Here is a 6562-nt window from a genome sequence, read left to right on the forward strand (position 1 = left end):
TGGTATTTTCACGCGTAGTTCAGGGGTGGAGGTGTGTGAATTCTTTCGGTGGGCTGATTCCGGCGGGGCGGGGAACGGCGCGGTGCTGATCGGGGTTTCCTATCACGCAATGTGCTCGGTCAATTACGGCCCTTCCTTAAATTGGATGGGGTGATTAAACTCATATCGATGACGACGCAACTGGCTCGTTACCTCACGCCGATGGAGGACAGCTCCCGGTGGGAGGGGTTCGAATTCCGGTCCGGCGACATTGTCATCAATTCGCCGGCGAAGTGCGGCACTACCTGGACGCAGACGATCTGTGCGCTCCTGATCTTCCAGACGCCCCGGCTGCCCGCGCCGCTGTCGAGTTTGTCGCCCTGGATCGACATGCTCGTGCGGCCCAAGCAGGAGGTGTGGGAGCGCCTGGCGGCGCAGCGGCACCGCCGTTTCATCAAGACGCACATCCCTCTCGACGGCATCCCGGCCGATCCCCGGGTCACCTACATCACGGTGGGGCGTGATCCGCGTGACGTCGCCATCTCCCTGCGCAGTCACGGCAGGAACCTCAAGCGGGAGGTGATCCGCCGTCTGATTCACCAGGCCGCGCACTCGGGCGACGCCGCTGCGCAGGTCCCGGTCGACGGCCATGACGAGCGGGATCTGCTCGACGAGCGGACGTATTTGTTACGTTGGGTCGACAACGACGACTCGCCGTACGTGAATCTCGACTCGTTGCGCGCGTTGATCTGGACGCAGGAGCGCGCCTGGATGCGCCGCGCGGAGCCGAACGTCATTCTCCTGCATTATGCCGACCTGTCGGCCGACCTTGAGGGCCAGATGCGGCGGCTGGCCGCGCGGCTCGGGATCGAGATCGACGAGAACAGGTGGCCGGAGCTGGTCGAGGCCGCGACCTTCGAGCAGATGCGCAATCGCGCGGGCGAGCTCGCGCCTGACGAGCAGCTGGGTTACATCCGGGACCCTGAGCGTTTTTTCCGCAGTGGTAAGTCGGGTGAATGGCAGCAGTTCCTGACGGCTGAGGACCGGGCTCACTACGATCGCCGGATCGCCGAACTCGGGGAGCCGGACCTGCTCGAATGGCTCCATCACGGATCCCGTTGACCGCGTGACGGCCGGGGTTTTCGATGATGAACGAGAAGACGTACGAGAAGACGGGGCGGGGGCCGTCCGGAACGGCGCCGGAAATGGCCGGGCCGGTGATGGTGGAGGGTGTTCCGTCACTGGGCGGCGTGGACGGGCGGGCGTGGGATGACGTCGCCGACCCGCGGGATCTGTTCCAGAGCCGTGCGTGGCTGCGGGCTTTGGAGGACGCCGGTGAGGGGCCGCTCACCTACCTGATCGCCCGGCGGCCGGGACAGTCGCGGATCCTCGGCGCGCTTCCCCTCTTCGACGTGCTGCCGAGTCGCGGCGACTACCTGTACTGGCCGGAGCTCCATTTCCGGGATCTGTTGCACGCGGCGGGGTCGCCCGGTGGCCGGCTGGGGCTCGTGGCGGGGTCTTGCGCCGGGTTCGGCACCCGGCTGGTCGTGGACGGCGCGTTGCCGTCCGCGGACAGGACGGTGGTCTTGCGCGCGCTGCGGGACGCGGCGGGCGCCGTCGCCGCTGATCGGGGGTTGCCGTACGTGTTCTTCCTGTTCCTGCATGTCTCGGCGTGGGCGGATCTCGCTCCGCTCGCCCGGGAGGGGGACTGTCGCCGGCTGGCGAGCGTGGCGCAGACCGAGCTGCGGTTGCCTGGGGCCGGTTTCGAGGACTATCTGGCGACTCTGCCGCGCAACACCCGTACCAGCGTGCGCAGGGAGGCGGGGGTGTTCGCCAGGGAGTGCGTGACCGAGAGTGTTCCGTTGCGCGACGTGATCCCGGTCGTCGCGCCGATGGTGGCGAACGTGCGGGCCAAGCATGGGATGGCGTACGGCGTGGGCACGGTCGCCCGGCGTCTGGAGGCGTACGCGTCCGCGCTGGGGGATGCGGCGGCGACGGCGTTGTTGTGCCGGGTGGGGGGCCGGGTCGTGGGCGCGGGGGTCCTGTGCCGGTTGGGTGATCGGTTGTACGTGACGGACTTCGGGCGTCTGGATGACGGTGGGCCGGACCCGTTCGTCTACTTCAACGCGGCGATCTACGAGCCTGTCAGGCATGCGTACGCGCTGGGTCTGCGGAGCGTCGTCACCGGTGCGGGGGCGGAGTTGGGCAAGGCGCGGCGCGGCGCGGTCGTGCTGCCGCTGACGCATCTGGCGTGGGCGGCCGGGGACGGCGCGGGCCGCGGTGCCGGCGCGGTGGCAGCGGAGGGCGGCGAGAGGCACTGGCGTGAGCTGCGGAGTGCTCATCCTGCCTATTTCGGCTCGGTCTGGGACGAGCTGTTGTGATGCACCATCCATCCGATGGGAGGTCAGTGTGAGCCGAGGGGATCAGCCGGGCGTGGGTGTCCGCGACATGGCCGGTGTCGCCGCGCCGGGGATCTTGGGCCGGGTGTCTCGCGATCCGGGTGGGGTCGCCTTGGTGCACGAGGGCCGGGACGTCACGTTCGGCGAGGTGGCTGCTCTCGGTGAGGATGTCGCTGAGGTGGTGCGTGGTCATGAGTTGCGGGGCCGTGTCGTGGGCGTGCCGGCCGACCGGAGTCCGGAGTTCGTGGCGCGGCTGTTCGGCGTGTGGGGGGCGGGCGCCGTACCGGCGATCCTGGGGCAGTGGGGGGCGGAGCGGTCGCGTGCCGCGCTGGCGGCGGCGGGGGCGGCGGCGGTTTTCGGGCCGTCGTCCGCGCTGACCGGGCTGCGGTCTTCCGGTGAGGTGCCGGCCCCGTTGCTGCCCGGGGTGGACCTGGGTGAGGTCAGTCATGTGCTGTTCACGTCCGGCACGACGGGACGGCCCAAGGGGATTGTCGTCGGGCGGGTGGCCTTCGAGGCGGCCGGCTTGGCGTTCTTCGAGGAACTGCCTGTGGACGGCGCCGACCGGGTCGCGTTTCTCAGCCGGCCCGGTCACGATCCGAGTCTGCGGGAGCTGATGGCGCCCTGGGTCACCGGGGCGACGCTGCACATCCCGGACAGCGGTACGGCCTCGGATCCGCGGCTGCTGGCGGCGTGGCTGCGGGAGCATTCCATCACCGTGGTCCAGGGCACGCCGGTCCTTCTTCAGCTTCTGGCGGGCTCGTCGCCGCTGCCGGTGGAGAGCCTGCGGCTGGTCTGTTCGGTGGGGGCCCGGCTGACGGCCGCCGCGTTGCGGTCGGCGGTGCGGTTCGCCCCGCGGGCCGTCATCGCCAACTGTTACGGCGCCTCGGAGACTCCGCAGGTGGTGTGCGTGCATCGGGTGCCGCCCGGCGCGGGTCTGGCCGCGGAGGATCCGGTGCCGATCGGGCGGCCGCTCGGCCACGTCCGCGTCACCGTCGTGCCCGAGGCGAAGCTCGGGGTGAAGGGGGGTGACGGCGGGGAGGGGCGGCTGCATGTGGAGGCCGCCGCCTGCGCGCTCGGCTACACCGATGGTACGCCGTTGCTGGCTCCCGGCCCCGGCGGGCGGCTCTGGTACGACACCGGTGATCTGGTGCGTCGTTCGCCGGACGGCTCTTTGTGCTTCCTGGCGCGGGCCGACCGGCAGGTTCAGGTCAACGGCGTGCGGGTGGAGCTGGAGGAGGTCGAGGACGCGGCAGGCCGGGCGGCCGGTGTGGTCGGCGCGGTGGCGACGTTCGCCGAGGACGGCAGTGGGGTGGGGGCCGTGCGGCTGAGTGTCGTCCGGGGTGCCGGGGCCGTGGTCGACGTCGAGGAGGTCCGGGCGGCGCTGGTCGCCCGGCTGGACCCCGCGGTGGTGCCGTCGGCGATCGAGGTGCGGGACGCGCCGCCGGAGAGTCACGGGTGGACGTCGGCCCCGCCGGAGGAGGATCCGGACGAGAGGCTGTGGCGGGTGGTTGAGGACAGCGCGCGGTCGGTTCTGGGTGGTTCTGGGCGGATCGATCCGGATGGCGGTTTCTTCGAGGCGGGTTTCACCTCGATATCTCTCATGCGTTTGGTGTCGGAGGTGTCCGTCCGCCTGGGGGTGGAGATTTCCCCGGTGCTGGTCTTCCAATATCCGACGTTGCGGGCTTTCGCCAATTACTTGCGCGAAAACCTAGACGAATTCCACTAATTACCCCCTCATTTTACCTGATTTACCGTGAACCCCTGGAGAGAGTGTTCGCGGAGCGGCGGTAAGCGAACCGGAGGGCGCACGACATGGGTAACCTCGTTGAGCCGATCGCGATCATCGGGATGGCCGGGCGGTTCCCGGCGGCGGCCGACACCGGTCAGCTCTGGAGCAACCTCGTGGCCGGGCGGGAGGCGGTGCGCTTCCCGTCCGAGGACGAGCTGCGCTCCAAGGGCGTGGCGGCGCAGGCGCTGGCGGACCCGGCCTACGTGCGGGCGGTGGCGGAACCCGAGGGCATCGACCTGTTCGACGCCGGGTTCTTCGGCCTGACCCGGCGTGAGGCCGAGATGTGCGACCCGCAACTGCGGCTGTATCTGGAGACCGCGCACGCCGCCGCCGAGAACGCCGGCTACGACGCCGCGCGGCTCGGCAGGGCGGGGGTGTTCTCGTCGGTCGCCGCGAACCGCTACGGCATCGGCCGCGCCTTCGCCGGCCTGGAGGCGCTGCGCAGCGCCACCGGCATGGCGGCCGGCATGTGGAACAACCCCGACAGCGCCTCGACGCTCGTGTCGTACAAGCTGAACCTGCACGGCCCCAGCATGACGGTGCAGACCGCCTGTTCGAGCTCGCTGGTGGCCGTGCACCTCGCGGTGAACGCGCTGAGGCTGCACGAGTGCGACGTCGCCCTGGCCGGCGGCGCGGACGTCGAGTTCCCCGTCGGCCACGGCTACTGGTGGGCCCAGGACGGCCCGCTGAGCCGGGACGGCCACTGCCGTCCCTTCGACGCGGCGGCCGGCGGCACGGTCTTCGGCAGCGGCGCCGCCGTGGTGGTGCTCAAGCGGCTCGCCGACGCCCTGGCCGACGGCGACCGCGTCACCGCGGTCATCCGGGCCGTGGCGGTCAACAACGACGGCTCCAGCAAGGTCGGTTTCACCGCGCCCAGCGCGGACCGGCAGGCGCAGGTCGTGCTGAGGGCCATGGAGGTGGCCGGGGTGCGCCCCGACGACATCGGGTACGTGGAAGCGCACGCCACCGCCACCCGCCTGGGCGACGCGATCGAGGTCGCCGCGCTGCGCAAGGCCTTCGGCGGCCGGGAGGCGCCCGAGCGGTGCCCCATCGGATCGATCAAGGGAAACCTGGGCCATCTGGGTCACGCGGCCGGCGTCACGTCGCTGATCAAGGCGGCACTGTCGCTGGGCCATGAGCAGATCCCGGCGAGCATCAACGTCGAGCAGGTCAACCCGTTCCTGGAGCTGGAGCGTTCGCCGTTCGCCGTCAACGACGCGCTGCGGCCCTGGCCCCGCGCGGCAGGCCGGCGGCGCCTGGCAGGGGTCAGCTCCTTCGGCATCGGCGGCACGAACGCGCACGCGATCCTGGAGGAGGCGCCGCCGCCCCGCGCGGCCGAGCCGGAGCCGGAGCGGCCGCGGCTGATCGTGTGGTCCGCGCGGACGCCCGCGGCGGCCGAGGACTACCCCGAGCGGCTCGCCCGATCCTTCGCGCGGAGCGCCGACCCGCTCGCGGACGTGGCGTACACGCTGCAGCAGGGACGCACGCCGCATCCGGTCCGGGGCGCCGTGGTCGTCGAGAGCCTGGCCGACGCGGCCGGCGCCGTGCTCGACCCCGCCAGGCGCATCGTCACCCCCGGCGAGCGCACCGACCGCAGCGTGGTGTTCCTGTTCCCGGGTGAAGGGGCGCGGCACGCCCGCATGGCGGCGGAGCTCTGCCGCGCCGAGCCGGCGTTCGGCGCGGCCCTGGAGGAGTGCTTCGAGCTGTTCGAGGCGCACGGCGTGCCGGCGCGGCGGGCCTGGGAGGCGGCCTCGCCGGACGACGCCGTCGCCGCGCAGTCGTCGGTGTTCGGCGTCGAGTACGCGATGGGACGGCTGTGGCAGGCGCTGGGCGTCGAACCCGACGCGGTGCTCGGCCACGGCGTCGGCGAGTTCGCGGCCGCCACGCTGGCCGGGGTGTTCACCCTGCCCGAGGCGGTCCGGCTGGTGGCCGCGCGGGCGACCGGCGAGCCGGAGCGGCTGCGTCACGCCTTCGCCGGCCTCACGCCGCGCCGGCCCCGCTTCCCTCTCTACGCCGCCTCCACCGGCGGGCCGGTCGGCGCCGCCGGGTCGTGGACCGAGCAGCTCTCCCGGCCGGCGCCGGCCGAGCGGGCGCTGGACGCCGTGCTGTCCGACGGGGCGCGGGTGCTGGTCGAGGTGGGTCCCGGCCGCACCCTCACCACCCTGGCGCGCGCCCATCCCGGGGTGCGGGCCAAGCGGCACCTGCTGGTGCCGAGCCTGCCGGCGGGGCCGTCGAAGCCCGCCACGGAACGCGCCACGTTCCTGAACGCGCTGGCCCGGATGTGGACCCTGGGCGCCGAGGTGACCTGGTCGTCGCCGCCGCGGGCGCGGGTGCCCCTGCCGGGCTACCCGTACCAGCGCGAGCGGCACTGGATCGACGAGGCGCCCGCGGGCGG

Annotated in this window: 4 protein-coding genes; all 4 read left to right on the forward strand. The window is 72.0% G+C overall.

The window, feature by feature from the left end:
• Positions 1-168 precede the first annotated feature (168 nt).
• Entirely contained in the window at positions 169-1101 is a 933-nt protein-coding gene (locus OUY22_RS21000; RefSeq protein WP_270156773.1) for a sulfotransferase domain-containing protein, read from the forward strand.
• A 23-nt stretch (positions 1102-1124) separates the two neighbouring features.
• Complete coding sequence (locus OUY22_RS21005) at positions 1125-2360, forward strand: peptidogalycan biosysnthesis protein (RefSeq protein ID WP_270156774.1); 1236 nt, start codon at positions 1125-1127, stop codon at positions 2358-2360.
• A 52-nt stretch (positions 2361-2412) separates the two neighbouring features.
• Complete coding sequence (locus OUY22_RS21010) at positions 2413-4104, forward strand: AMP-binding protein (protein WP_270156775.1); 1692 nt, start codon at positions 2413-2415, stop codon at positions 4102-4104.
• Between the two features lie 86 nt (positions 4105-4190).
• A partial coding sequence (locus OUY22_RS21015) for a type I polyketide synthase (RefSeq protein WP_270156776.1) occupies positions 4191-6562 on the forward strand: 2372 nt, incomplete at its 3' end.

Source organism: Nonomuraea corallina (assembly GCF_027620315.1).
Classification (GTDB): domain Bacteria; phylum Actinomycetota; class Actinomycetes; order Streptosporangiales; family Streptosporangiaceae; genus Nonomuraea; species Nonomuraea corallina.